This window comes from Niallia alba, from assembly GCF_012933555.1.
GTDB lineage: Bacteria > Bacillota > Bacilli > Bacillales > Cytobacillaceae > Niallia > Niallia alba.
Genome location: NZ_JABBPK010000001.1, coordinates 152,736 through 176,383, shown reverse-complemented (window position 1 = coordinate 176,383; position 23,648 = coordinate 152,736). Strand labels below are relative to the sequence as shown.

The following is a 23,648-nucleotide window of genomic DNA, read 5'->3' as shown; positions in this document are numbered from 1 at the left end:
TTATCTCAGTCGAAACTCTTCCAGTTTGTACGCCGATAAACAGGCGTTTCCGCTTTTCTTTTTAGTTAAGTCCTCGATCTATTAGTATCAGTCAACTCCACATGTCGCCACGCTTCCATCTCTGACCTATCAACCTGATCATCTTTCAGGGATCTTACTAGCTTACGCTATGGGAAATCTCATCTTGAGGGGGGCTTCATGCTTAGATGCTTTCAGCACTTATCCCTTCCGCACATAGCTACCCAGCGATGCCTTTGGCAAGACAACTGGTACACCAGCGGTGCGTCCATCCCGGTCCTCTCGTACTAAGGACAGCTCCTCTCAAATTTCCTACGCCCACGACGGATAGGGACCGAACTGTCTCACGACGTTCTGAACCCAGCTCGCGTACCGCTTTAATGGGCGAACAGCCCAACCCTTGGGACCGACTACAGCCCCAGGATGCGATGAGCCGACATCGAGGTGCCAAACCTCCCCGTCGATGTGGACTCTTGGGGGAGATAAGCCTGTTATCCCCGGGGTAGCTTTTATCCGTTGAGCGATGGCCCTTCCATGCGGAACCACCGGATCACTAAGCCCGACTTTCGTCCCTGCTCGACTTGTAGGTCTCGCAGTCAAGCTCCCTTGTGCCTTTACACTCTACGAATGATTTCCAACCATTCTGAGGGAACCTTTGGGCGCCTCCGTTACTTTTTAGGAGGCGACCGCCCCAGTCAAACTGCCCACCTGACACTGTCTCCCACCCCGATCAGGGGTGCGGGTTAGAATGTCAATACAGCCAGGGTAGTATCCCACCAATGCCTCCACCGAAGCTGGCGCTCCGGCTTCCAAGGCTCCTACCTATCCTGTACAAGCTGTACCAAAATTCAATATCAGGCTGCAGTAAAGCTCCACGGGGTCTTTCCGTCCTGTCGCGGGTAACCTGCATCTTCACAGGTACTATAATTTCACCGAGTCTCTCGTTGAGACAGTGCCCAGATCGTTACACCTTTCGTGCGGGTCGGAACTTACCCGACAAGGAATTTCGCTACCTTAGGACCGTTATAGTTACGGCCGCCGTTTACTGGGGCTTCAATTCAGAGCTTCGCACTACACGTGCTAACCCCTCCTCTTAACCTTCCAGCACCGGGCAGGTGTCAGCCCCTATACTTCGCCTTGCGGCTTCGCAGAGACCTGTGTTTTTGCTAAACAGTCGCCTGGGCCTATTCACTGCGGCTCTCTCGGGCTTTAACACCCAAAAGAGCACCCCTTCTCCCGAAGTTACGGGGTCATTTTGCCGAGTTCCTTAACGAGAGTTCTCTCGCTCACCTTAGGATTCTCTCCTCGCCTACCTGTGTCGGTTTGCGGTACGGGCACCATAAATCTCGCTAGAGGCTTTTCTTGGCAGTGTGGAATCAGGAACTTCGGTACTATATTTCCCTCGCCGTCACAGCTCCGCCATATGGTAATGGGATTTGCCTCATTACCGGCCTAACTGCTTGGACGTGCTAATCCAACAGCACGCTTACCCTATCCTCCTGCGTCCCCCCATTGCTCAAATGATTTAAAGGTGGTACAGGAATATCAACCTGTTGTCCATCGCCTACGCTTTTCAGCCTCGGCTTAGGTCCCGACTAACCCTGAGCGGACGAGCCTTCCTCAGGAAACCTTAGGCATTCGGTGGATGAGATTCTCACTCATCTTTCGCTACTCATACCGGCATTCTCACTTCTAAGCGCTCCACCAGTCCTTACGGTCTAGCTTCAACGCCCTTAGAACGCTCTCCTACCACTGACATCATAGATGTCAATCCACAGCTTCGGTGATACGTTTAGCCCCGGTACATTTTCGGCGCAGAGTCACTCGACCAGTGAGCTATTACGCACTCTTTAAATGGTGGCTGCTTCTAAGCCAACATCCTGGTTGTCTAAGCAACTCCACATCCTTTTCCACTTAACGTATACTTTGGGACCTTAGCTGGTGGTCTGGGCTGTTTCCCTCTTGACCACGGATCTTATCACTCGTAGTCTGACTCCCAAGAATAAGTATTTGGCATTCGGAGTTTGTCTGAATTCGGTAACCCGATGGGGGCCCCTAGTCCAAACAGTGCTCTACCTCCAATACTCTCAATCTTGAGGCTAGCCCTAAAGCTATTTCGGAGAGAACCAGCTATCTCCAAGTTCGATTGGAATTTCTCCGCTACCCACACCTCATCCCCGCACTTTTCAACGTGCGTGGGTTCGGGCCTCCATCCAGTGTTACCTGGACTTCACCCTGGACATGGGTAGATCACCTGGTTTCGGGTCTACAACCACATACTATTTCGCCCTATTCAGACTCGCTTTCGCTGCGGCTCCGTCTCTTCAACTTAACCTCGCATGTAATCGTAACTCGCCGGTTCATTCTACAAAAGGCACGCTATCACCCATAAAAGGGCTCTAACTACTTGTAGGCACACGGTTTCAGGATCTATTTCACTCCCCTTCCGGGGTGCTTTTCACCTTTCCCTCACGGTACTGGTTCACTATCGGTCACTAGGGAGTATTTAGCCTTGGGAGATGGTCCTCCCTGCTTCCGACGGGATTTCTCGTGTCCCGCCGTACTCAGGATACACTCAAGAGGGAACGAAGTTTCGACTACAGGGTTTTTACCTTCTACGACTGACCTTTCCAGATCGATTCGTCTACCCCGTTCCTTTGTAACTCCATATAGAGTGTCCTACAACCCCAAGAGGCAAGCCTCTTGGTTTGGGCTAATCCCGTTTCGCTCGCCGCTACTCAGGGAATCGCGTTTGCTTTCTCTTCCTCCGGGTACTTAGATGTTTCAGTTCCCCGGGTCTGCCTTCAGTACCCTATGTATTCAGGTAAAGATTCTATCCCATTACGGATAGAGGGTTCCCCCATTCGGAAATCTCTGGATCAAAGCTTACTTACAGCTCCCCAAAGCATATCGGTGTTAATCCCGTCCTTCATCGGCTCCTAGTGCCAAGGCATCCACCGTGCGCCCTTTCTAACTTAACTTAGTTGTCGGCTAAAGATAAACTTCACATCTCTTCGTCAGCTTCTTCACTCTGCTCCTCACGTACTGTCGTACGCTCCGGTGCTCGCTCCGTCGCTTCCTTGACCTGCTCGTTTCTCTTTACCCTCCATTCTTTGAATAGGTATTCGTTTAATACGATTACTTTTCAAAGAAATAATTCTCTAACATAGAGAATCTAAGATGGCGATTACTCGGTTTCTTTCTTGTTTTTACTATTCATAATCTAGTTTTCAAGGAACAATTTCGGCTAAAGATAAACTTCGCATCTCTTCGTCAGCTTCTTTGCTCTGCTCCTCACGTACTGTCGTACGCTCCGGTGCTTACTCAGGCGCTTCCTTGATCTACTCGTTTCTCTTTACCCTCAAACTTCTTACTGTTTTGAGGAATTAATTGCTCCCTCAAAACTGAACAACAAATCGTCAACAATCTATGATGGAATGTAAATTCCATTTTCCTTAGAAAGGAGGTGATCCAGCCGCACCTTCCGATACGGCTACCTTGTTACGACTTCACCCCAATCATCTATCCCACCTTAGGCGGCTGGCTCCAAAAAGGTTACCCCACCGACTTCGGGTGTTACAAACTCTCGTGGTGTGACGGGCGGTGTGTACAAGGCCCGGGAACGTATTCACCGCGGCATGCTGATCCGCGATTACTAGCGATTCCAGCTTCATGTAGGCGAGTTGCAGCCTACAATCCGAACTGAGAATGGTTTTATGGGATTTGCTCGACCTCGCGGTTTTGCTGCCCTTTGTACCATCCATTGTAGCACGTGTGTAGCCCAGGTCATAAGGGGCATGATGATTTGACGTCATCCCCACCTTCCTCCGGTTTGTCACCGGCAGTCACCTTAGAGTGCCCAACTTAATGCTGGCAACTAAGATCAAGGGTTGCGCTCGTTGCGGGACTTAACCCAACATCTCACGACACGAGCTGACGACAACCATGCACCACCTGTCACTCTGTCCCCCGAAGGGGAACGTCCTATCTCTAGGAGTGTCAGAGGATGTCAAGACCTGGTAAGGTTCTTCGCGTTGCTTCGAATTAAACCACATGCTCCACCGCTTGTGCGGGCCCCCGTCAATTCCTTTGAGTTTCAGCCTTGCGGCCGTACTCCCCAGGCGGAGTGCTTAATGCGTTTGCTGCAGCACTAAAGGGCGGAAACCCTCTAACACTTAGCACTCATCGTTTACGGCGTGGACTACCAGGGTATCTAATCCTGTTTGCTCCCCACGCTTTCGCGCCTCAGCGTCAGTTACAGACCAAAGAGTCGCCTTCGCCACTGGTGTTCCTCCACATCTCTACGCATTTCACCGCTACACGTGGAATTCCACTCTTCTCTTCTGCACTCAAGTCCCCCAGTTTCCAATGACCCTCCACGGTTGAGCCGTGGGCTTTCACATCAGACTTAAAGGACCGCCTGCGCGCGCTTTACGCCCAATAATTCCGGACAACGCTTGCCACCTACGTATTACCGCGGCTGCTGGCACGTAGTTAGCCGTGGCTTTCTGGTTAGGTACCGTCAAGGTACAAGCAGTTACTCTTGTACTTGTTCTTCCCTAACAACAGAGCTTTACGATCCGAAAACCTTCATCACTCACGCGGCGTTGCTCCGTCAGACTTTCGTCCATTGCGGAAGATTCCCTACTGCTGCCTCCCGTAGGAGTCTGGGCCGTGTCTCAGTCCCAGTGTGGCCGATCACCCTCTCAGGTCGGCTACGCATCGTTGCCTTGGTGAGCCGTTACCTCACCAACTAGCTAATGCGCCGCGGGCCCATCTGTAAGTGACAGCGAGATGCCGTCTTTCAGCTTTTCCTCATGAGAGGAAAAGGATTATCCGGTATTAGCTCCGGTTTCCCGAAGTTATCCCAGTCTTACAGGCAGGTTGCCCACGTGTTACTCACCCGTCCGCCGCTAACTTTAAAAGCAAGCTTTTAAAGTCCGCTCGACTTGCATGTATTAGGCACGCCGCCAGCGTTCGTCCTGAGCCAGGATCAAACTCTCCAATAAAGAGTTGATTAGCTCATTGCTAAACTCTAGCTTTTGTATTACTTGTTTTCGTTTTATAATATTTATTATAAAACGATTATTGTTGACGTTTGTTTGTTCAGTTTTCAAAGAGCAATTAGTCGGCCGCTCAATAAGCGACTTTATTAATTTAACATGTTCCCATATAAGAGTCAACAACATTTTTTATTTTCTTTTCCGCTGTTTTCTCTCATGTCGAAGTGACGTTTACTAATATACCAAGATAACTATCATCCGTCAACAGTTTTTTCATATTTTATATTTTTTCATTTATCATCTTATTTTCTGTAAGGATATAAGCTAAACAATCCTTAGGAGATGCGACTCTTTTTAACAACGAAAATAAATCCTTATACCTTTCAACCATTGCCTTTTTTACCGCAAGATCAATTCTCTTATCTCCTAGATCTAATAGTATTTCATCTAATTCCCTTTTTATTAGGTATTCAATCTCCTTTACTTCTTTTTTATTTAATAATAATCCAATCATCGTTATTCCTCCTGCTGCACATCCATATTTTGGTCTCTGTATTATGTACTAGTTTTTCTGTTTTTATAAAAGTTTTTGTCATTATTTTTTACTTTCCTTCATAAAAATGAGACGAGCAGTAAAGTGGACGAGGTGACAATGATGAATTTTTTTTATGTTCTTAACAGTAAATCCTTAAAGCAATTTGCATTAATTGTTGTAGTATCTTTCTTTACAGCCTGGTTTTTGTATGTGGAAAACATTGTGCAAATTCCTGTATTCTCTTCTAAAGATGGACCAAAGGCTGTATATAAGGGGGAGAAAGGAGTTGCTCTTACCTTTAATATTGGGTGGGGCGACAAAAACGCGGAACCTATTCTTGATATTTTGAAAGAAGAGAAAGTAAACGCAACATTTTTCTTGGCTGGAGCATGGGCAGAGAGGCATCCTGAGTTAGTAAGCAGAATATCAAAAGAAGGTCATGAAATTGGCATTTTGGGCTATGATTATGTTGATTATTCTGAGGTAAAAGACGAAAAAATAAGTCAAGATGTATCCAAAGCAAAAACTGCGTTTGAGAAATTAAAAGTCGATAATATTTTGCTTGCTCGAGCTCCAACTGGCCATTTCAACCAATCTGCTTTAACTATTACGGATCAATATCATTATACGTTAGTACATTGGAGCATTGACTCAAAGGATTGGACAAATCCTGGTTCACAACAAATTATTAAAAAAGCAACTTCCGCCAAAAAAGGAGACATTGTTTTGTTACATGCTTCTGATTCCGCTAAACAAACAGTAAAGGCTCTTCCTGAGATCATAGAGAAATTACAGAAAAAGAACCTAAAGTTCGTTACCGTATCAGAGATGATTTCAAATGCTGATTCTAAATCTAAAGAAGTACATTAATTTATAAAGCTGTTGCCAAAATAATAAACCGATTAAAGCTAACTATCTTAATTTAGATAGCAATACTAAAGATCGGTTCATTATTTCTTAGGAACAGCTCTTTTTCTTTTTATACACCGTTTATCTTTTCTCTTTCAATAGGAATAAAAATTCAAAAAGAATCCATTCTACTTAATAGATATCTTTAATGAAAGAGGTAATTATCATGCTAAAAAAAGGGATCAGCCTCCTACTAGTCATTTCTTTATTAAGCGGGTGTTCTGAAAGTGAAAACGCTCAGCAAACAGACTATGATCAAACGAAGAAAATGGTTGTGGATATATTAAAAACCGATGAGGGAAAAAAGGCAATACGTGAAGTAATGGATGACGAAGAGATAAAACAAAATTTAGTTATGAATGAAAAGGCAGTAACAAGTACCATAGAAAAAACACTTGTATCCGACAAGGCAGCTGACTTCTGGGAAAAAAAATTCAAAGATCCTGAGTTTGCTGAAACAATGGCAAAAAGCATGAAATCGGAAAACGAAAAATTGATAAAAGATTTAATGAAAGATCCGGGTTACCGAAAAATGATGGTCGAGCTTTTGCAAGACCCGTCATTAGAAACGGAAATGAAAAACATTTTGAAAAGTACAGAATACAGAGAGCATATTGAACAAATTCTTCAGGAGACAATGGAAACACCTGAATTCAAATCCAAGTTTAAAGACATACTCGATAAAGCTGCAAAAGAAGCCTCTTTCCCATTGCAATCAGAAAAGAATAACATATAAAAAAGAATTACCTTCTTAAGGAAATTAATTTGCTTAAGAAGGTAACTCTTTATTGAATCGATTAGCTTTCTACCTTATCGCCCGTTTTCTCTAGAACTTCTACTATTTGTTCAGCGATTGCTCTATATCTTTCCCCAATATGATGTGTTTCTTGGTACACAGAAGGGGCAAAATCTTCTTCATTCCAATCAGGCTGTCCTAATGGCAGCTCTCCTAGCATCGGAACTTCTAAATCCTTTGCTAATTTCTTTCCTCCACCTTTTCCGAATACATATTCCTTTTCTCCAGTTAAGCGGCTTTCAAAATAAGACATATTTTCAATAACACCTAATATTTCATGTTCTGTTCTTAATGCCATAGCACCAGCACGGGCTGCAACAAAGGCTGCAGTTGGATGTGGTGTTGTGACGATAATTTCCTTACTTGTAGGAAGCATGGAGTGCACATCTAAGGCAACGTCTCCTGTTCCTGGCGGTAAATCTAATAGGAGATAATCAAGCTCTCCCCATTCTACTTCTTCCATGAAGCTTGTCAGCATTTTCCCAAGCATAGGGCCTCTCCAGATAATTGGGGTGTTATCTTCAACAAAGAATCCCATCGAGATAACTTTCACGCCAAATCTTTCTACAGGGATAATTCGCTCATTTATCACTTCAGGTCTTTTCGTAATGCCCATCATATCTGGTACACTGAAACCATAGATGTCCGCATCCAATAAACCGACTTTTTTTCCTAATCTCGCTAAAGACACAGCTAAGTTTACAGAAACAGTCGATTTCCCCACTCCACCTTTTCCGCTAGCGATAGCAATGTAAATAGGAATCTTCTCTCTTGATTCTGTTTCGTTTACTATTTCTTCTACAAGCGTACTAGATAGTTCTGTAAATCTTAACCCTACACTTTTTACTCCCTTGTCTTTCAGTGCACTAACAATTTGATTTTGCAACTCTATTTGATAGGCAGATCCAAGCTTTGCCACAGCAATCTTTAAACTCGCAAGTCCTTTTTCTGCATTCCACTTAACATCTTTCACTGCCCCTAGTTCAAGCAATGATTTATGTAAAAAAGGATCGATCATATTCTCCACTATCTTCTCGATTTCTTCTTTTGTTATCATGACGCAATCCCCTTTCCTGTTTTTACTAACAGTATAGCACAAAAATAGTTATCGTTTACATTCTGAAGATTCAAACGGAACAGCCACTTGTTTATTTCCCGGGAATAAATAAGTGGCTAAAATAAAAATAGAGACATGGCTAGTCTCTATTCTTCTACTTTTAATTCCTCTTCATTCGTAAAAAAGCGGTTAACTCCTTTATATATGGACGCTGCTATTTTTTCCTGATAATCTTCATTCATAAGATTTGCCTTTTCTGGTGGATTTGATAAGAATCCTACTTCCACTAGCACTCCCGGCTTCTCCGCATATTTAAGTATGTATACACTCTCTAGGGGTTTCGCCTTTCGGGTAGTATTCTCTAAGTTATAAATTAGTTCATCTTGAATAAACTTAGCAGCTCTAGCATTTCCCTCCAGTTGAGAGGAATAAAAAGTTTGCGCTCCGCTCCATTTTGATGAAGGAATGGCATTTAAATGAATACTCAAGAATAAATCCGCATCCGATTTATTGATGATGTTTATTCTTTCCTTCAAATCTTCCACTTTTCTATTGCGATACCCTTTTGTACTTTCACTTGCTAAGTCCTTATCGACTTCTCTTGTCATAATAACTAAGGCGCCTTGCTCCTGCAAATAATCACGTATCTTCAAAGATACATTTAGTGCGATATCCTTTTCCAATACCTCATTATCTCCCGCTCCTCCATCAGGCCCACCATGACCAGGATCAATAATGATCACTTTTCCGGTTAACGGCAAATTCCAGGCATCCCATGAATCATCATTCGAAAAATCAAATTGCAAAATAAAGAAAAGGAGTGCTAATCCCATGATATATATGCTTATTTTCCATTTTTTACTCACAGTCTTTCTCATTCCCCCTATGCCCGTCCTTATATTCTTACTATATGGGGGAACAAGAAAATTTAGAACAGCAAGTCCTTCTTTCAGAAAACAACAAAAAGATGGCAACTTTATGCCATCTTTAATGTAGTCGAAGCTTTCTTCTCTTATTCGCTTTCGTAAAACCTTCCAACCACCATTCATCAACAAACTGTTCACATAAATAGTACAGGGATTCATTTTTATTACTTTCCTCACTACCCCAATAAAGAAGAAAATGGTAAAGTGTTTCTTTAAAATGTGTATCTTCTTCCCTACATCTATTTTTGATTGCTTGGGTATCTTCTCCATACTCACTAAATTTACTATAATTCGCTCCTAATAGAAATGCTTCTACTGCTACATCATAACAGGCTTCTTCAATCCCTGTATTCATTAACACACCAGAAGTAAGGTTAGAGGAACCAAAGTAGTTAGCTACCTTTTCTTTTAACTCTTTAAGGGATATCTCCTTAAGAACAGCTCTTTCGTATTTTATTTGTTTTTCTCGTTTTTTTATATCAAAGCTTGTAATGACTGCCAATTGATTTCACCTCTTGCCTTTATTTTTCAACCAACAGGAAGTGAGCATACTAGCCTAACAAAAGTTTTAGCATCCAATTGAAAGAATAGTTGCTATTTCAGTACTTTCTTTCCATTTTCATCTGAATTGCTCGCCAAATAATCTTCTACTTGTATGCCATACATTCGTTTATTGTACAATGTTAAAATCCACTAGCATCTAATGCCAGAATATCAATTAAGGTCGTTTGTTCAATTGTTTCAGATACTTTCTTTTAAGTCCACGGACAGAAATACACACTCCTTACATATTCTACATATTTACATAGTGAAAAAAGGTATCGTTTAACGTAAAAAGGCTTTAACTCTATAGTATTAGAATAGAGTTAAAGTTTTTTTTAAGCCTCTACATTTTGCGTATCCGAATGGGAAGAAGTGTACCGATTAGCACAATTACTGCACAACCAATTAATACATTAGTATATCCTTTTAAAGCCACAACCGATAGACTTCCAAATATAAGTAAATCAAGTCCCGAATCAACAATGGAAAGCAAAGAAATTGTTGTTGCTCTCACATGAGAAGGAATTATATCATTACTCAGCTGAGAATAGATGGGATATCTCACCGTTTGAACTAAACGTAGTACAAAAAAGGCACCCAATACCATAAATAAGACATCAGCAAAAAGCGCAGAAAGCAGTAACCCTGCAAATGCTAAAAATCCAGTTAGATTCATGAGGAAAACGCGAGAAAATTGATTAGTTAACCATCCAATCGACTGAGAGGCAAAGTATCCGACCACGGATGCCAGCGCATACATGACACCAATAAAAAACACAGGAAGCCCCGCTTCTAACATTAATGGTTGATCAAAATACCCATACACAGCTCCTGCAGGTATAAATACTAATGTAACATTTAAGAACATCCATACTAATTGTGGTGTTCTTCGTATTGCCTTCCAGCCATCCTTTACGTGAGAAAAAGAATTTTCTCGAATGAAGGATTCCCGATAAGGCTGTTTTACTTGTAAAACAAGAAGCAGCTCTATGATATAAAAGAAAATCCCTAATAAGATTAACAGAATAAATTGTCCTTCTTGCAAGTCCTTTGCTAAATAAGCACCAAATAGAACAGCAATAATCATTGAAATAAACCCTGCCGATTGAATTTTCCCCATCGCTTGATCCATTTGGTTTTGATCCCCAGTTTCTTTTAAGGAATCGTAAATAAGTGCTTCATCTGCTCCTGAGAAAAAAGTTACAGAAAAACCATTAACAAAACTATAAAAAAAGAATACCCAAGGTTCATGAGCAAAAAGCAATATCACCATACTAACAATTTTAATACTTGTTCCAATAAGAAATGATTTTTTCGCCCCAAACCGATCAGCTATAACTCCAGTTGGAATTTCACCAACAAGAACAGCACCGCTCCAGAACATTAAAACAATCAATATTTCAGAAGCAGTCAAACCTCTTTCCGTATAAAAAAGCGTTAAGATAGGCGCTAAAAAACTCATCGAGCTAAAAAATTGAATCCAAAACATAACGCGAATGTTATGTCCGGCTATTGTTCCTTTTAAATGTTTCATTCTCTTCTCCTACTTCCTTTTGATATCTCTTGTTATAAGAGAAGCAGGAGCACTCTTGTTATCGTCCCCTACGGAACGTCAACTGTTCACTCCTCCTTCTTGTTTCGAAAATACTAGATATATTTTTGACATATCGATTCCTCCTATTGTTTTATAATTTGATATTAACATAACCACTTAATTTTTTCAAAAATCAAAATATTTTTTACAAAAGAATCCGCTTCTAGAGAGTTTTAATTAACCTACTTACTTTGGTATAAAAAAAGACCCTCTCCACATAAGTGGAAAGAGCCTTTTGAGAACAGAACCCAAAATTAACGTTTTGAGAACTGAGGTGCACGACGAGCGCCTTTAAGACCGTATTTTTTACGTTCTTTCATACGAGCGTCACGAGTTAATAATCCTGCACGTTTTAATGTTGGACGGTATTCAGGATCTACTTGAAGTAAAGCACGAGCGATACCATGACGGATAGCGCCAGCTTGACCAGTATAACCTCCACCGTTAACATTTACTAAAATATTGTAGCTTCCAGTAGTTTCAGTTGCTACTAATGGTTGTTTAACAACTTCACGTAAAGCTGCAAACGGGATATAACTTTCGATTTCACGACCATTGATGATGATTTGTCCGTCACCTGGAACTAAACGTACACGAGCAACAGAGCTTTTACGACGACCAGTACCGATATATTGAACCTGTGCCATTTGTTTTACCTCCCTTTATTAATTATCCACGAAGTTCGTAAACTTCTGGTTGTTGAGCTTGGTGCGGATGTTCGCTACCAGCATATACGTGTAATTTTCTATACATTTGACGACCAAGAGAATTCTTTGGAAGCATACCTTTGATTGCAAGTTCTAACATTTGCTCTGGATAGTTAGTACGCATTTCTAAAGCTGTTCTTTGTTTTAATCCACCTGGGTGCATAGAGTGACGGTAGTAAATTTTGTCAGTTAATTTTTTACCAGTCAATTCAATTTTTGAAGCATTTAAAAGAATTACATGATCACCAGTATCCACATGAGGTGTGAAAGTTGGTTTATGTTTACCACGTAGAATTGATGCTACTTCACTAGCAAGACGACCTAAAGTTTTGCCTTCAGCATCAATCACGTACCATTTACGATCAACAGTGTTTGAATTAGCCATAAACGTTGTACGCATGAGTTTCCCTCCTGAAATGTTTAATTATAATTTGTTTTAAATTACGAATGTTTTGTTCTTACGTCTATATGTTCACACAATTAAGTTCCGGGGCTTAATGTGGGATTAAAATACATACCATATTATGATATATCCTAGACTAGTATATGTCAAGGGAATGTTACACCAGGTTTAGTTGTTATGAGAAAAAATCATAATTTCTTTTATTGTGGCTGTTTTCGTAAAGTTTGTTGCGATTACCCGCAGCCGATTTTAATATAATACTTTCCATAGATATAATCCATTAGCAGAAGCCGTTTTTCCTGCTGCTTTTCTATCTTTTTTCTCAATAATCATCGGAATATCCTGTGGTAATTTCTTCCCTCTTCCGACATCTAGTAATGTTCCAACCATAATCCGCACCATATTATAAAGGAATCCATTCCCTTGGAAAGAAAAAATCAACATATTCTCTTCCTCTGTTAGCTTTACCGCTGTAATGGTTCTTACTTTTCTTTCTTTGTCTGTTTTAGCAGAGCAAAAACTAGTAAAATCATATTCTCCAATAAAATAGCTAAGTGCTTCCCTCATCGCTTTCACATTTAGGGCATATGGGTAATAATAAGCATAATTTCGCTTAAAAGGATCTCTCCGCTCTCCTAATTGAATAAAATAGCGGTATTCCTTCGCTGTTACATTGTATCTGGCATGGAAGGATGCTGACACAGTCTCCACATCTGCAACCACGATATCATGGGGTAATAAAGTGTTCAATGCAATCGGCCATTTTTCTGCTGGAATATCAAGAGAGCTATCAAAATGAATGACTTGTCCCTTTGCATGAACACCAGCATCTGTTCTGCCAGAAGCTTGAATCTTTACCTCTCCCCCTTTATGAAGCTTTCTTAAGGCCTTTTCGATTTCGCCTTGTACTGTTCGATCCTTTGGCTGAATTTGAAAACCACTATAATTCGAACCATCATAGCTAATTGTACATTTATATCTTTGCATTCTTTTCTCCATTATGTTCTTAACACAAACAGCATAGCTGTTACTAGTATCAAAATAATAATCATTATTGTATCGATGGAACTCCATACTAATTGACGGTATTTTGTTCTTCCTTCTCCACCTTGATAGCCACGTGCCTCCATCGCAATAGCAAGCTCCTCTGCCCGTTTAAAAGAGTTAACAAATAAAGGAATCAATAACGGAATAATTGCTTGTACACGGCTTTTAATCGAACCACTGGAGAACTCAACCCCTCTCGCCATCTGAGCCTTCATAATCTTCTCTGTTTCATCCATTAAAGTGGGGATGAAACGAAGCGAGATAGACATCATAAGTGCCAATTCATAAACAGGAAACTTCACTTTTTTTAATGGGCCTAACAATGTTTCAATTGCATCGGTTAATTCAATTGGTGTCGTTGTTAACGTAAGCAAGGATGTCATGATTATAAGCAAGAAGAACCGAATCGAAATAAGAATTCCCATCCTTATGCCTTCCTCATAAATCTTAATCCAGCCCCATTCAAACAATAGTTCTCCATTTTTCGTAAAAAAGATATGCAAAATAAACGTAAAGATAATTAACCAAAAAATTGGCCTTAATCCCAAATAAATATACTTTATTGGAACATTAGAAATAGCTACTAAAGTAGCCACATATATAATTAGCAGAGAATAGCTCCAAATATTATTAGCCAAAAATACAACACAAATAAAAAGGAAAACAAGCAGCAATTTAGAACGGGGATCCATTCTGTGCAATATGGAATCAACGGGAATAAAACGCCCTATAATCATTTTCCCCATTAACTACTACCTACCTTCTTCTTTAGATACACTGCTAATTCATTCGTAAAGTCTTCCATATTTAAGTGGACGTGCTCCATCTTCATTCCCAATTTCGCTTCTATCTTCCTCTGGAAACGCACCACTTCTGGTACATTTAAGCCAATTGCTGCCAAATCTTCTGCATTCTTAAAAATCTCTATTGGTGTCCCTTGACGATGTACTTTCCCTTTATTCATAATGACTATTTGATCAGCATAATGAGCTGCGTCCTCCATACTATGCGTTACTAAAATAGTCGTTAAATTCCGCTCTTTATGAAGTCCATAAAACATATCCATAATTTCTCGTCTGCCCCTTGGATCTAAACCAGCAGTTGGCTCGTCCAAAACTAGCACATCCGGTTCCATTGCTAATACACCTGCAATGGCAACTCTTCTCATCTGGCCACCTGACAAATCAAATGGAGACTTCACAAGAAACTCTTCTGATAATCCCACTTCACGCAATGCCCTTTCGGCTCTTTCCTTTGCCTCCGACTCCGATATCCCAAAATTAAGTGGGCCAAAGCAAATATCTTTCTCCACCGTTTCTTCAAATAACTGCTGCTCCGGAAATTGAAAAACAATTCCTACTTTCTGGCGAATACTACGCAAGTTCTTATGCTTTTGTCCACCTTCAATTATTCGGTCGCCTATTACAACTTTTCCTTGAGATGGAGTTATAAGAGCATTAAGATGCTGTAAAATGGTCGACTTTCCAGAACCAGTATGCCCGATAATTGCAACATAGCTCCCTGATGGAATATCAAAACTTACATCCTCTATTGCCAATCTCTCAAACGGCGAATTTTCCTGGTAACGATACTCTACTTTTTGAAGTGAGATGTCCATATTCCTGTCACCAACTCTTCTTCTGTTAAATATACTTCTTCTAATGAAATGCCTTTATTAATTAGACTTTCTCTCATTTTAATAGTAAAAGGGATATCCAACCCAATTTCAACAAGTTCCTTTTGAAGCTTAAATATATCTTTAGGTATTCCCTCTTTATATACTTCACCTTTATTCATCACTATAATCCGATCTGCTTTAGCAGCCTCATCTAAATCATGTGTAATCGAGATAATCGTCATATTTTCCTTTTGCAGCTCTCTCATAATTTCAAAAACTTCTTCTCTGCCTTGTGGATCAAGCATGGAGGTTGCCTCATCTAATATGATAATTTCAGGTTTTAATGCAATAATTCCCGCTATAGCGACTCTCTGTTTTTGTCCACCAGACAGATGGTGCGGCTCTTGATCAAGAAAAGATAACATCTTTACTTTTTCTAAAGAACGCTCTACTCTTGTTACCATCTCACTCCTAGGAACGGCGTTATTTTCTAAACCAAAAGCCACATCATCCTTAACAGTTGTACCAACAAACTGGTTATCAGGATTCTGGAATACCATTCCAACCTTTTTCCTTATATCCCACACAGAATCCTCCGTTATTGGAATACCATCTATTATAATAGAACCTTCATTGGAGAATTGTAATCCATTTAATAACTTAGCTAGCGTAGATTTACCTGAACCATTGTGTCCAACTATAGCAACCCATTCACCTGCGTTCACATGAAAAGAAACACGATTTAGGGCATTTTCTAATTGCTCCTCATATTTAAAGGATACATCTTCTACCTTTACTAAAATCTTTTGGTTCATTACATTCCCACCATTTACTTACTAGATATTGTCGATTGTATATTACATACGACTTTTTTAAACATATCCTATTATGGATAACGTGAATCTTCAATTAATGGATTAAGAACTCCCGAAAATTATAAATAGAATCAATTGCCTTTAAGTAAATTAGTTCTCTTCACCTAATTTCTCATTTCTACTCTAAATTTTCAAGTGGGTCTTTACTTGCACTTAATCCAAGATAAAAAAATAAACTCGCCAATTGGGCGAGCTTTGAATTGGTTTAACATAAGATTATTTATATAATCTTTGATATCCTATTTCTATGCTTGTTAAAATATATCTTATGGTATTCCACTTCTTAGCACCCTACAGTCCTAATGAAACATGAAAAAAGCCCGCACCTCATTCATACAATTAAAATCGAAGAAGAGGTGCACGAGCTAGACGAGTCATTTAATGAAGACAAATGCTCATCGTAACACTCTATATTGGCTTGATCAAAAAAAGCGAGGATTAAAGAAAAAGGGTACTTGAACAAGTTTCATAACAATATAAACTGTCCCGCACCCTAAGTTTCTTTGAAAATCCTATTACACTAACTCGATAATTACCATAGGTGCTCCGTCTCCACGACGAGGTCCCATTTTCATAATACGAGTGTAACCACCTTGACGATCAGTATAACGAGCAGCAACATCACTGAACAATTTTTGAACAGCATCTTGGTTTGTTTCAGCGTTAGCAACTTCATGACGTACATAAGCAGCTGCTTGACGACGTGCATGTAGATCTCCACGTTTACCAAGTGTAATCATTTTTTCTACAACAGAACGAAGTTCTTTTGCACGAGCTTCAGTTGTTTCAATACGCTCATTGATGATTAAGTCTGTAGTTAAGTCACGTAACATAGCTTTACGTTGTGCGCTTGTGCGTCCTAACTTTCTGTAACCCATGTGAGATTCCCTCCTTTTGTTAAAGTACAAGCTTTATAGACAAAGTCAAGAGACTAATCAGTCGTCTTTTCTTAAACCTAATCCAAGCTCTTCTAATTTATGTTTTACTTCTTCTAGAGATTTTCTACCTAAGTTTCGAACTTTCATCATATCTTCTTCTGTCTTATTTGCTAATTCTTGAACGGTATTGATACCAGCACGTTTTAAGCAGTTATAAGAGCGAACAGAAAGATCTAATTCTTCGATTGTCATCTCAAGTACTTTTTCTTTTTGATCTTCTTCTTTTTCTACCATTATCTCAGCATTTTGTGCTTCGTCAGTTAATCCAACAAAGATATTCAAATGCTCAGTTAAAATCTTTGCACCAAGTGCAATAGCATCTTGAGGACCAGTACTACCGTCAGTCCACACGTCAAAAGTTAACTTATCATAATTAGTCAATTGACCAACACGAGTATTCTCTACTTGATAAGAAACACGAGATACTGGTGTAAAGATAGAGTCAATAGGAATTACACCAATAGGTTGATCTTCACGTTTGTTTTGCTCAGCTGGAGTGTATCCACGACCACGCTTTGCAGTTAAACGCATGCGGAAATTTCCGTTGCTACCTAAAGTTGCGATATGAAGATCTGGATTTAAGATCTCTACATCACTATCATGTGTAATATCTGCTGCTGTAACTACCCCTGCACCTTGCATATCAATCTCTAAAGTCTTTTCATCATCAGAGTATATTTTCAATGCTAGTTTTTTGATATTTAATATGATAGCTGTAACATCTTCTACGACGCCTTCAATTGTTGAGAACTCATGAAGTACCCCATCAATTTGAATGGATGTGACAGCGGCACCTGGCAGTGAGGATAGTAGAATACGACGTAAGGAGTTACCCAAAGTAGTACCATATCCACGCTCAAGTGGCTCTACGACGAATTTACCATATTTGGCATCATCGTTGATCTCAACCGTTTCGATTTTTGGTTTTTCTATTTCGATCATCAAGATATACCCTCCTTCAAAACGTCGAAACCTCGGTAAGGTTTACCGAAATTCCCCATGTTTACGTTCCCGCTTGTGCACAACAACTGGGTTAGTTAATAAATCTGTACGGGTTCTAAAAGTTTTAGTCATATCCCATTATAGACAAGGATACAAAATTTATACAGAAAAATTAAACTCGGCGACGTTTAGGTGGTCGGCAACCGTTATGAGGAACTGGAGTTACATCTCTAATTGCTGTAACTTCAAGTCCTGCAGCTTGAAGAGCACGAATTGCAGCTTCACGACCTGCACCTGGTCCTTTAACTGTTACTTCTAAAGTTTTCATACCATGTTCCATAGAAGCTTTCGCAGCTGTTTCTGCAGCCATTTGAGCAGCGAATGGTGTGGATTTACGAGAACCTCTGAATCCAAGTGCACCTGCGCTTGACCAAGAAAGAGCATTTCCATGAACGTCTGTAATTGTTACGATAGTATTATTGAAAGTAGAACGAATATGAGCAACACCAGACTCAATATTCTTTTTAACACGACGTTTACGTGTATTAGTTTTACGTGCCATTATATTGTACCTCCTTTACCGATTATTTTTTCTTATTAGCTACAGTCTTACGAGGACCTTTGCGAGTACGAGCGTTGTTTTTCGTGTTTTGTCCACGAACTGGTAAACCACGACGGTGACGAAGGCCACGGTAGCAACCAATTTCCATTAGACGTTTGATATTTAAAGAAATCTCACGACGAAGATCCCCTTCTACTTTTAAACCGTCGATCATATCACGGATTTTGTTTAATTCATCTTCCGTTAAATCACGAACGCGTGTATCTTCAGAAACACCAGCTTCTGCCAATACTTTTTGTGCAGTATTTTTTCCAATACCGTAAATGTATGTTAAAGATATTACTACACGTTTTTCACGTGGAATATCCACACCAGCAATACGTGCCATCTATATGCGCACCTCCTTGTTATTAACCTTGTTTTTGTTTGTGTTTAGGGTTTTCACAGATAACCATAACTTTACCACGTCTGCGGATAACTTTACATTTTTCGCAGATTGGTTTAACAGATGGTCTAACTTTCATTATCCTAACCTCCTTGATAGTACGGAGTGCAATCAGATTATTTAAAGCGGTAAGTAATTCTTCCGCGAGTTAAGTCATATGGAGATAACTCAACCGTTACTTTATCACCAGGTAAAATACGGATGAAATGCATGCGAATTTTACCAGAAACGTGAGCCAATACAGTATGACCATTTTCTAATTCTACCTTAAACATGGCGTTCGGCAAAGTTTCAGTGATTGTGCCTTCAATTTCGATTACATCGTCTTTAGCCATCGAATATCTCTCCTTTCCATAAAAAATACGAGATCCATCTTAACTAATATAGCAAAGTGTAGCTCTTCTTGTCACACGATCGGTGTACATTAAACTACTCTGAACTGCTCCTATAATATAATAAAACTGCATTTAACTGCAACTAATTGATTATAACATAAGAGAAGGTACTTCGTCCGCTATTATTATAAAAAATATAATAATAGGAAAAGGTTTAATGCTACCAACTAAACTTAGCATTGCTAGATCATTCAATTTAAGAAAGAAATGATCTTTCCTCTGATTACGAATATTCTATCAACAGCCTGTGTCTTATCGTATCGAAGTAAGCATGTAATTATATGACTTGTTTCAAGAAAAATCGTCATCTTTCAAGAGTCTAGCCTTAAAACTTCCACAACATACTCGGTTTTACTTGAAAAGCCACATAGATTTCGTATTTCCAGGATTTCGTAGAGTGTTCGACAACTGCACACCTGTTCTAATACCAATCGTCATAATAGAAAGAATAATAGTTCCATTACCTTCTTCACTACTAGATAAAAAAGCAATTCAAGCGGAGTTACCATGAAATCCAAAATACTCTGCACCAATTATCTAAATTGATTAATCTTTTAACGAAGATAAACATGTCAAAATAACACGATTATGCTTTTTTTGTTACAGATATAACCATGGAAATTATTATACCTTTTGAAAAAGGAAATGCATCATGTTTAGGAATAAACTCCTCAGCCATTTCATCCCAATTCTTCTATTTATTATCTCTGATTCATTTCCATGCTAGATAACAGATTAGTCAAAGCAAAAGTTACTCTTATTTTAAAGTACTTAATAGCTCGTCAAGATCTAAGAAGACTTTATTAATATCTTGTTGACCATTAATATTACGAAGATATCCTTTTGACTCATAGAAATCAAGTAATGGTTGAGATTGCTTAATATTTACTTCTAAGCGGTTTTTTACAGTAGCTTCATTATCATCAGCACGTTGATATAACTCGCCTCCACATCGATCACATGTATCTGGCTTGGATGGCGGATTAAATACTAAATGATATGTTGCGCCGCAATTTTTACAAATACGTCGGCCTGTTAAACGCTCCATTAATATCTCTTGATCTACTTGAACATTGATACAAAAGTCTAATTTCTTATTTAAATCAGACAAAATATTTTCTAAAGCTTCAGCTTGAGGAACAGTACGAGGAAAACCATCTAAAAGAAAGCCTTTTTCACAGTCATCCTTACTAAGTCTTTCGCGAACAATACCAATTGTAACTTCATCTGGTACTAATTCACCTTTATCCATAAAAGATTTTGCCTTTAGTCCAAGTTCTGTTTCGTCTTTCATAGCCGCACGGAACATGTCGCCAGTTGAGATATGAGGGATGTCGTATTTTTCGACAATCTTCTCAGCTTGTGTACCTTTACCTGCGCCAGGGAGCCCCATTAAGACTAAATTCATGCGTATTCCCCCTCAAGTTCTCTTACATAAAATTCAAGGGACATATGTCCCCTAAATTATACTATTTAATAAAACCTTTATAGTGTCGTTTAACTAATTGCGACTCTAATTGTTTCATTGTTTCCAACGCAACCCCAACCACGATTATGATACTAGTTCCGCCAATCTGTGCAGATTGTGGAAGCCCTGCAATATTAATGAAAAATACAGGTAGTATAGCAATAATGGCTAAGAATAGAGCTCCAACTAGAGTTAAACGAGATAGAACACGTGACAAATAATCTTGCGTACTTTTACCAGGTCGAATACCAGGAATATATCCACCTTGTTTTTTCAGGTTTTCAGAAACTTGTTCTGGATTCACTTGAATGAAAGCATAGAAATAAGTAAACGCAAAGATTAATACAGTATATATAATCATTCCTATTGGATGAGTATAATCAAATACTCTTTGAATCCAGGAAGTAACGTCATTTTGCGGAAAGAAAGATGCAATTGTTCTTGGTGTTACCAAGAAGGAAACTGCAAAGATAACAGGAATAACACCAGCAGAGTTTACTTTCAACGGCAAATGTGTTGACTGACCACCTGTGCTACTATTTCCGTTTACCATTCTTTTTGCATATTGAATAGGTATTTTTCTAAGAGCTTGCTGGATGAAAATTACTCCAACTACAATTGCAATGACAGCTAAAATAATTAAAGCTAACTTAACAATATTTAGGAATAATTGATCACCTGGGTTGTCAAACTGCTGTGCATAGATTTGATTAGCCATAGATGGAATTCCTGCAGCAATACCAGCAAAAATGATAATAGAAATTCCATTACCAACGCCTTTAGAAGTAATTAGTTCTCCTAACCACATTAAAAAGGCTGTACCAGCTGTTAATACAATAGAAATTACTAAGTATGACGAAAATCCAGGTTTTGTAATCAGCGAACCACCCGCTAGATTATTAAAACCGTAAGACATACCAAAACCTTGGATAAGAGCTAGAACAATTGTGAAGTAACGCGTAAACTGCGTTAACTTTCTTCGTCCAGCCTCACCCTGTTTTGACCATTCCGTAAATTTTGGTACAACATCCATTTGCAATAAGCTTACAATAATGGATGCTGTAATATATGGCATGATCCCCATTGCAAGAATAGAAAAGTTTTGTAGTGCCCCACCACCGAAAGTATTTAAAATTCCGAAGGCACTAAAAGCATCTTGTGCTTTTAAGAAGTCTGAATTCACATATGGTACTGGAATAAAAGTACCAATGCGAAATATAATCAACATTAATAGGGTGAATATGATTTTTCGTCTTATTTCACCCACGCGCATAAAATTGGAGATTGTCTGAAACATCAGATCACCTCTGTTTGACCGCCGGCAGCTTTAATAGCTTCCTTAGCAGCAGAGGAGAATTTATGAGCTTTAACAGTAAGCTTTTTCTCTACGTTGCCTTTTGCAAGAATCTTAATTCCTGCTTTTTCGTTACTAACAACTCCTGTTTCGATAAGAAGTTCTGGAGTTACTTCAGTTCCATCTTCAAAACGATTTAGAGTGTCTAAATTAACAATAGCGTATTCTTTACGGTTGATATTAGTAAAACCACGTTTTGGTAAACGACGGAATAAAGGAGTTTGACCACCTTCGAATCCAGGTCTTACACCCCCGCCTGAACGTGCGTTTTGACCTTTATGACCTTTACCAGCAGTTTTACCATTACCTGAACCGATACCGCGCCCTTTGCGTTTACGTTCTTGACGTGAACCTTCTGCAGGTTTTAATTCATGAAGTTTCATCTTGGCACCTCCTTATTGAAGAAGAATGATTTTTAGTTTTCTTTTACAGTTACAAGATGTGATACTTTATTGATCATACCGCGAATAGCAGCATTATCTTGTTGAACAACTGTTTGATTTACCTTACGTAATCCTAAAGCTTTAACTGTTTCGCGTTGGTCTTGCGGACGACCAATTACGCTTCTAGTGAGGGTAATTTCCAGATTGTTTGCCATTTAATTTCCCTCCTTATCCTAACAGTTCTTCTACTGATTTTCCACGTAACTTTGCTACGTCTTCAGCACGTTTTAATTGTTTTAAACCGTCTAAAGTAGCACGAACCATGTTAATTGGTGTGTTTGTACCTAGTGACTTAGATAAGATATCAGCTACACCAGCTAATTCAAGCACAGCACGTACTGGACCACCAGCGATAACCCCAGTACCTTCTGAAGCAGGTTTCAATAGGATTTCACCAGCTCCGAAATGTCCGATAATTTCGTGTGGAATTGTTGTACCAACCATTGGTACTTCAATAAGATTTTTCTTCGCATCTTCAACCGCTTTGCGAATTGCATCTGGTACTTCCTGTGCTTTACCAGTACCAAAACCAACGTTACCATTTTTGTCCCCAACTACTACTAGAGCAGAGAAACGAAAACGACGTCCACCTTTAACAACTTTCGCTACACGGTTAACTGTAACTACGCGTTCTTCAAGTTCAAGTTTGTTTGGATCAATACGACGCATCTTTTTATGTCCCTCCTTTGTCTATTAAAATTCTAGGCCGTTCTCACGAGCAGCATCAGCTAAAGCTTTTACGCGACCATGATATAAATATCCTCCGCGGTCAAATACTACTGATTTAATTCCTTTTTCTACAGCACGTTTAGCTACTAATTCACCGATCTTAACTGCAGCTTCAAAATTACCAGTAGATTCAAGGTTAAGCTCTTTATCTAATGAAGATGCACTTGCGATTGTTACACCGTTAACATCATCAATTAATTGAGCGTAAATGTGTTTGTTTGAACGGAACACATTTAAACGAGGACGAGCTTCAGTTCCGCTAAGTTTAGAACGCACACGTGCGTGTCTTTTTCTACGGACTTGATTTTTATCAGCCTTCGTAATCATTTAGGTCACTCCTT

25 protein-coding genes and 2 rRNA genes are annotated in these 23,648 nt (G+C 39.5%); 2 read left to right on the top strand and 25 right to left on the bottom strand.

What is annotated here, in order from left to right:
* Window positions 1-61 precede the first annotated feature (61 nt).
* From HHU08_RS00950 to HHU08_RS00940, 3 genes are all read right to left on the bottom strand, one after another.
* Window positions 62-2,999 (bottom strand): 23S ribosomal RNA (locus HHU08_RS00950).
* A gap of 478 nt (window positions 3,000-3,477) precedes the next feature.
* A 16S ribosomal RNA gene (locus HHU08_RS00945) occupies window positions 3,478-5,027 on the bottom strand.
* Together the 16S and 23S rRNA genes form the textbook arrangement of a ribosomal RNA operon.
* Window positions 5,028-5,301: 274 nt before the next feature.
* Window positions 5,302-5,535, bottom strand: coding sequence for a hypothetical protein (locus HHU08_RS00940; protein WP_016204594.1), 234 nt, complete (start codon window positions 5,533-5,535; stop codon window positions 5,302-5,304).
* A 141-nt stretch (window positions 5,536-5,676) separates the two neighbouring features.
* On the opposite strand from HHU08_RS00940, the gene pdaB reads away from it, so the two are divergent.
* Together pdaB and gerD are read left to right on the top strand one after the other, a co-directional pair.
* A complete protein-coding gene (pdaB, locus tag HHU08_RS00935; protein ID WP_169189586.1) occupies window positions 5,677-6,426 on the top strand; it encodes a polysaccharide deacetylase family sporulation protein PdaB in 750 nt (249 codons plus the stop codon).
* A 205-nt stretch (window positions 6,427-6,631) separates the two neighbouring features.
* On the top strand, window positions 6,632-7,201 hold the full coding sequence (gerD, locus tag HHU08_RS00930; RefSeq protein WP_016204592.1) for a spore germination lipoprotein GerD: 570 nt from the start codon (window positions 6,632-6,634) through the stop codon (window positions 7,199-7,201).
* 61 nt (window positions 7,202-7,262) lie between these two features.
* Here the strand turns inward: gerD and HHU08_RS00925 are convergent, their stop codons facing one another.
* From HHU08_RS00925 to rplR, 22 genes are all read right to left on the bottom strand, one after another.
* Window positions 7,263-8,318, bottom strand: coding sequence for a P-loop NTPase (locus tag HHU08_RS00925; protein ID WP_016204591.1), 1,056 nt, complete (start codon window positions 8,316-8,318; stop codon window positions 7,263-7,265).
* A gap of 146 nt (window positions 8,319-8,464) precedes the next feature.
* On the bottom strand, window positions 8,465-9,184 hold the full coding sequence (gene cwlD / locus HHU08_RS00920) for an N-acetylmuramoyl-L-alanine amidase CwlD (RefSeq protein ID WP_084668768.1): 720 nt from the start codon (window positions 9,182-9,184) through the stop codon (window positions 8,465-8,467).
* A gap of 121 nt (window positions 9,185-9,305) precedes the next feature.
* Window positions 9,306-9,746 (bottom strand): DUF2521 family protein, encoded by a 441-nt coding sequence (locus HHU08_RS00915; RefSeq protein WP_016204589.1) that lies wholly within the window; start codon window positions 9,744-9,746, stop codon window positions 9,306-9,308.
* A 384-nt stretch (window positions 9,747-10,130) separates the two neighbouring features.
* The gene (locus HHU08_RS00910) at window positions 10,131-11,321 is read right to left on the bottom strand and encodes an MFS transporter (protein ID WP_169187603.1); all 1,191 of its coding nucleotides are present in this window, start codon (window positions 11,319-11,321) and stop codon (window positions 10,131-10,133) included.
* 314 nt (window positions 11,322-11,635) lie between these two features.
* Complete coding sequence (gene rpsI, locus HHU08_RS00905) at window positions 11,636-12,028, bottom strand: 30S ribosomal protein S9 (RefSeq protein ID WP_016204588.1); 393 nt, start codon at window positions 12,026-12,028, stop codon at window positions 11,636-11,638.
* Window positions 12,029-12,050: 22 nt separating this feature from the next.
* The gene (gene rplM / locus HHU08_RS00900; protein ID WP_016204587.1) at window positions 12,051-12,488 is read right to left on the bottom strand and encodes a 50S ribosomal protein L13; all 438 of its coding nucleotides are present in this window, start codon (window positions 12,486-12,488) and stop codon (window positions 12,051-12,053) included.
* Between the two features lie 252 nt (window positions 12,489-12,740).
* Window positions 12,741-13,478 (bottom strand): tRNA pseudouridine(38-40) synthase TruA, encoded by a 738-nt coding sequence (gene truA, locus HHU08_RS00895; protein ID WP_016204586.1) that lies wholly within the window; start codon window positions 13,476-13,478, stop codon window positions 12,741-12,743.
* An 11-nt stretch (window positions 13,479-13,489) separates the two neighbouring features.
* Window positions 13,490-14,284, bottom strand: a complete 795-nt coding sequence (locus tag HHU08_RS00890) for an energy-coupling factor transporter transmembrane component T family protein (protein ID WP_101728779.1) — start codon at window positions 14,282-14,284, stop codon at window positions 13,490-13,492.
* On the bottom strand, window positions 14,284-15,156 hold the full coding sequence (locus HHU08_RS00885) for an energy-coupling factor ABC transporter ATP-binding protein (protein ID WP_016204584.1): 873 nt from the start codon (window positions 15,154-15,156) through the stop codon (window positions 14,284-14,286). Before HHU08_RS00885 ends, HHU08_RS00890 begins: the two co-directional genes overlap by 1 nt.
* Window positions 15,132-15,971 (bottom strand): energy-coupling factor ABC transporter ATP-binding protein, encoded by an 840-nt coding sequence (locus tag HHU08_RS00880; protein WP_169187602.1) that lies wholly within the window; start codon window positions 15,969-15,971, stop codon window positions 15,132-15,134. The genes HHU08_RS00885 and HHU08_RS00880 overlap by 25 nt, the downstream gene beginning before the upstream one ends.
* A gap of 575 nt (window positions 15,972-16,546) precedes the next feature.
* A complete protein-coding gene (rplQ, locus tag HHU08_RS00875; protein ID WP_016204582.1) occupies window positions 16,547-16,909 on the bottom strand; it encodes a 50S ribosomal protein L17 in 363 nt (120 codons plus the stop codon).
* Window positions 16,910-16,966: 57 nt separating this feature from the next.
* On the bottom strand, window positions 16,967-17,911 hold the full coding sequence (locus tag HHU08_RS00870) for a DNA-directed RNA polymerase subunit alpha (protein WP_016204581.1): 945 nt from the start codon (window positions 17,909-17,911) through the stop codon (window positions 16,967-16,969).
* A 172-nt stretch (window positions 17,912-18,083) separates the two neighbouring features.
* Window positions 18,084-18,473, bottom strand: coding sequence for a 30S ribosomal protein S11 (gene rpsK, locus HHU08_RS00865; protein WP_016204580.1), 390 nt, complete (start codon window positions 18,471-18,473; stop codon window positions 18,084-18,086).
* Between the two features lie 22 nt (window positions 18,474-18,495).
* Window positions 18,496-18,861, bottom strand: a complete 366-nt coding sequence (rpsM, locus tag HHU08_RS00860) for a 30S ribosomal protein S13 (RefSeq protein WP_169187601.1) — start codon at window positions 18,859-18,861, stop codon at window positions 18,496-18,498.
* Between the two features lie 22 nt (window positions 18,862-18,883).
* Entirely contained in the window at window positions 18,884-18,997 is a 114-nt protein-coding gene (gene rpmJ / locus HHU08_RS00855; RefSeq protein ID WP_000868344.1) for a 50S ribosomal protein L36, read from the bottom strand.
* A gap of 37 nt (window positions 18,998-19,034) precedes the next feature.
* On the bottom strand, window positions 19,035-19,253 hold the full coding sequence (gene infA / locus HHU08_RS00850) for a translation initiation factor IF-1 (protein WP_016204578.1): 219 nt from the start codon (window positions 19,251-19,253) through the stop codon (window positions 19,035-19,037).
* 817 nt (window positions 19,254-20,070) lie between these two features.
* Window positions 20,071-20,721: an adenylate kinase gene (locus HHU08_RS00845; RefSeq protein ID WP_016204577.1), complete on the bottom strand. Its 651-nt coding sequence runs from the start codon at window positions 20,719-20,721 to the stop codon at window positions 20,071-20,073.
* A 61-nt stretch (window positions 20,722-20,782) separates the two neighbouring features.
* The gene (gene secY / locus HHU08_RS00840) at window positions 20,783-22,078 is read right to left on the bottom strand and encodes a preprotein translocase subunit SecY (protein ID WP_016204576.1); all 1,296 of its coding nucleotides are present in this window, start codon (window positions 22,076-22,078) and stop codon (window positions 20,783-20,785) included.
* On the bottom strand, window positions 22,078-22,518 hold the full coding sequence (rplO, locus tag HHU08_RS00835) for a 50S ribosomal protein L15 (RefSeq protein WP_169187600.1): 441 nt from the start codon (window positions 22,516-22,518) through the stop codon (window positions 22,078-22,080). The genes secY and rplO overlap by 1 nt, the downstream gene beginning before the upstream one ends.
* A 32-nt stretch (window positions 22,519-22,550) precedes the next feature.
* A complete protein-coding gene (gene rpmD, locus HHU08_RS00830; protein ID WP_016204574.1) occupies window positions 22,551-22,733 on the bottom strand; it encodes a 50S ribosomal protein L30 in 183 nt (60 codons plus the stop codon).
* A gap of 13 nt (window positions 22,734-22,746) precedes the next feature.
* Window positions 22,747-23,247: a 30S ribosomal protein S5 gene (gene rpsE, locus HHU08_RS00825; protein ID WP_016204573.1), complete on the bottom strand. Its 501-nt coding sequence runs from the start codon at window positions 23,245-23,247 to the stop codon at window positions 22,747-22,749.
* Between the two features lie 24 nt (window positions 23,248-23,271).
* On the bottom strand, window positions 23,272-23,634 hold the full coding sequence (rplR, locus tag HHU08_RS00820) for a 50S ribosomal protein L18 (protein ID WP_016204572.1): 363 nt from the start codon (window positions 23,632-23,634) through the stop codon (window positions 23,272-23,274).
* Window positions 23,635-23,648: the final 14 nt, after the last annotated feature.

What these genes read in the sequence shown, in the direction of transcription:
- rpsE (WP_016204573.1), bottom strand. Translation starts at nt 23,247, where the DNA reads ATGCGTCGTATTGATCCAAACAAACTTGAACTTGAAGAACGCGTAGTT.
- HHU08_RS00885 (WP_016204584.1), bottom strand. Translation starts at nt 15,156, where the DNA reads ATGGACATCTCACTTCAAAAAGTAGAGTATCGTTACCAGGAAAATTCG.
- rpsM (WP_169187601.1), bottom strand. Translation starts at nt 18,861, where the DNA reads ATGGCACGTATTGCTGGTGTGGATATTCCACGTGAAAAACGTGTAGTA.
- rpsK (WP_016204580.1), bottom strand. Translation starts at nt 18,473, where the DNA reads ATGGCACGTAAAACTAATACACGTAAACGTCGTGTTAAAAAGAATATT.
- rpmD (WP_016204574.1), bottom strand. Translation starts at nt 22,733, where the DNA reads ATGGCAAACAATCTGGAAATTACCCTCACTAGAAGCGTAATTGGTCGT.
- rplM (WP_016204587.1), bottom strand. Translation starts at nt 12,488, where the DNA reads ATGCGTACAACGTTTATGGCTAATTCAAACACTGTTGATCGTAAATGG.
- HHU08_RS00940 (WP_016204594.1), bottom strand. Translation starts at nt 5,535, where the DNA reads ATGATTGGATTATTATTAAATAAAAAAGAAGTAAAGGAGATTGAATAC.
- pdaB (WP_169189586.1), top strand. Translation starts at nt 5,677, where the DNA reads ATGAATTTTTTTTATGTTCTTAACAGTAAATCCTTAAAGCAATTTGCA.
- HHU08_RS00910 (WP_169187603.1), bottom strand. Translation starts at nt 11,321, where the DNA reads ATGAAACATTTAAAAGGAACAATAGCCGGACATAACATTCGCGTTATG.
- rplO (WP_169187600.1), bottom strand. Translation starts at nt 22,518, where the DNA reads ATGAAACTTCATGAATTAAAACCTGCAGAAGGTTCACGTCAAGAACGT.
- rpmJ (WP_000868344.1), bottom strand. Translation starts at nt 18,997, where the DNA reads ATGAAAGTTAGACCATCTGTTAAACCAATCTGCGAAAAATGTAAAGTT.
- infA (WP_016204578.1), bottom strand. Translation starts at nt 19,253, where the DNA reads ATGGCTAAAGACGATGTAATCGAAATTGAAGGCACAATCACTGAAACT.
- secY (WP_016204576.1), bottom strand. Translation starts at nt 22,078, where the DNA reads ATGTTTCAGACAATCTCCAATTTTATGCGCGTGGGTGAAATAAGACGA.
- rplQ (WP_016204582.1), bottom strand. Translation starts at nt 16,909, where the DNA reads ATGGGTTACAGAAAGTTAGGACGCACAAGCGCACAACGTAAAGCTATG.
- rpsI (WP_016204588.1), bottom strand. Translation starts at nt 12,028, where the DNA reads ATGGCACAGGTTCAATATATCGGTACTGGTCGTCGTAAAAGCTCTGTT.
- truA (WP_016204586.1), bottom strand. Translation starts at nt 13,478, where the DNA reads ATGCAAAGATATAAATGTACAATTAGCTATGATGGTTCGAATTATAGT.
- HHU08_RS00925 (WP_016204591.1), bottom strand. Translation starts at nt 8,318, where the DNA reads ATGATAACAAAAGAAGAAATCGAGAAGATAGTGGAGAATATGATCGAT.
- rplR (WP_016204572.1), bottom strand. Translation starts at nt 23,634, where the DNA reads ATGATTACGAAGGCTGATAAAAATCAAGTCCGTAGAAAAAGACACGCA.
- HHU08_RS00880 (WP_169187602.1), bottom strand. Translation starts at nt 15,971, where the DNA reads ATGAACCAAAAGATTTTAGTAAAGGTAGAAGATGTATCCTTTAAATAT.
- HHU08_RS00870 (WP_016204581.1), bottom strand. Translation starts at nt 17,911, where the DNA reads ATGATCGAAATAGAAAAACCAAAAATCGAAACGGTTGAGATCAACGAT.
- gerD (WP_016204592.1), top strand. Translation starts at nt 6,632, where the DNA reads ATGCTAAAAAAAGGGATCAGCCTCCTACTAGTCATTTCTTTATTAAGC.
- HHU08_RS00845 (WP_016204577.1), bottom strand. Translation starts at nt 20,721, where the DNA reads ATGAATTTAGTCTTAATGGGGCTCCCTGGCGCAGGTAAAGGTACACAA.
- HHU08_RS00890 (WP_101728779.1), bottom strand. Translation starts at nt 14,284, where the DNA reads ATGGGGAAAATGATTATAGGGCGTTTTATTCCCGTTGATTCCATATTG.